The organism is Acidovorax sp. KPB24-03, from assembly GCF_057546605.1.
In genome coordinates, this window is record NZ_BAAJYR010000573.1 from 1 (window position 1) to 1,777 (window position 1,777).

Consider the following 1,777-nt stretch of genomic DNA (forward strand, 5'->3'; position numbering starts at 1 on the left):
CGGTGACCGTCTCGGGCACGCCGGCCGAGCCCCTGGGCCGGCTGAACCTGGACACCCCCCGCCGAGACCGGCAGCCGCCTGGGCCTCACGCCGCGCGAGACGCCCGCCTCGGTCTCCGTGGTGGACCGCGCCACCATCGAAGCCCGTGGCGCGCAGGACACGCAGGAGATCCTGCGGGCGATCCCCGGCGTGACCGCGCACAACGCGCCGGGCTCGATGGCGGCCAGCTACCGGGGCTTCAGCAACAACTCGGTCACGCAGCTGTACAACGGCATCACGGTGCAATACGGCAGCGCCACGCGCGCCGTGGACAGCTGGATCTACGACCGGGTGGAGGCCGTCGGCGGCGCGTCGAGCTTCCTGTACGGCGCGGGGGCCGTGGGCGGCTCGCTCAACTACATCACCAAGACGCCCGACCGCAGCGGCGACTTCGCGGAAGGCCGGCTGCGCGCGGGCTCCTACGGGCTCAAGGAAGCCTCGGCGGGCCTCAACCGCCGCATCGCGGGGCCGCAGGACGGCGGCGCAGGGCCGAGCCACTTCGCGCGCATCGACGTGAACCACCGCGACGCCGGCAGCTGGACCGCGGGCACGCAGACCCGGTCCACGCAGCTGGCCGCATCGCTGCTGTCCGACCTGGGCAGCGGCTTCACGCACCTGCTGGCGTACGAGTACCAGAAGGACGCGGTGGACCGCCCCTACTGGGGCACGCCGGTGCTCAACCCCGCCGTGGGCGCGCTGCGCATCGATCCCGGGACGCGCTTTGCCAACTACAACAGCAGCGACGGCATGTACGCCCACCGCGTGCAGTGGCTGCGCTCGGTGGCGCAGTGGCGCGTGTCCGGCGCCCTGCAGTGGCGCAACACGCTCTATGCCTACGACGCGCTGCGCGACTACCGCAACGTGGAGACCTACCAGTTCAACGCGGCCAACACCCTGGTCTCGCGCGGCAGCGCTTATTTGCAGCGGCACGACCAGCAACTGGTGGGCAACCGCACCGAGGCCACCTGGCGCGGCACGCTGGCCGGCCGGCCGAGCGATTGGGCCTTCGGCCTGGACGTGAGCGTGAACCGGCAGACGCGCTTTCCCAACAGCCTGGCCGGCACGGTGAGCACGGTGGACCCGTACCGCTTCACGACCGAGCGGTTCTTCGACATTTCCGGCATGGCCCCCGGCTTTCGCGCCGACCGCGACAACCGCGTGCAGACCACCGCGGTGTTCGTGGAGAACCACACGGCCCTGGTGCCCGGCGTGAACCTGGTGACGGCCCTGCGGCAGGAGCGCATCGCGCTGGACCTGACCAACCGCCGCGCCGTCACCGCCACCAGCCCCGCCACGTTCGAGCGCAGCTACACGCCCACCACCGGCCGCCTGGGCGTGGTGTGGGACGTGGCCCCCGGCGCCAACGTGTACGCCCAGTACGCCACGGCGAGCGACCCACCGTCGGGCTCGCTGTCCACGGCCTCGTTCGCCGACGTGGCCAACAACAGCGCGCTCACCACGGGCCGGCAGCTGGAAGCGGGCGCCAAGTTCGACTTCTGGGGCGGGCGGGGCACGGCCACGGTGGCGGCGTTCCAGATCACGCGGCGCAACATCGCCTCGCAGGACCCCAACAACCCCGCGTTCACCGTGCTGGTGGGCGAGCAGTCGTCGCGCGGCGCGGAGGTCGCCGTGGGCCTGCGCCTGACCGACCGATGGCAGCTGCAGGCCAACGCGATGCGCACCCGCGCCCGCTACGAGCAGTTCGTGCAGGGCGGCGTGTCGCTGGCCGGCCGCACGC

1 pseudogene is annotated in these 1,777 nt (G+C 72.4%); it reads left to right on the forward strand.

The features are described from left to right. Positions 1-2 precede the first annotated feature (2 nt). A pseudogene (locus AC27KI_RS24075) lies at positions 3-1,777 on the forward strand (TonB-dependent receptor); the annotation flags it as partial.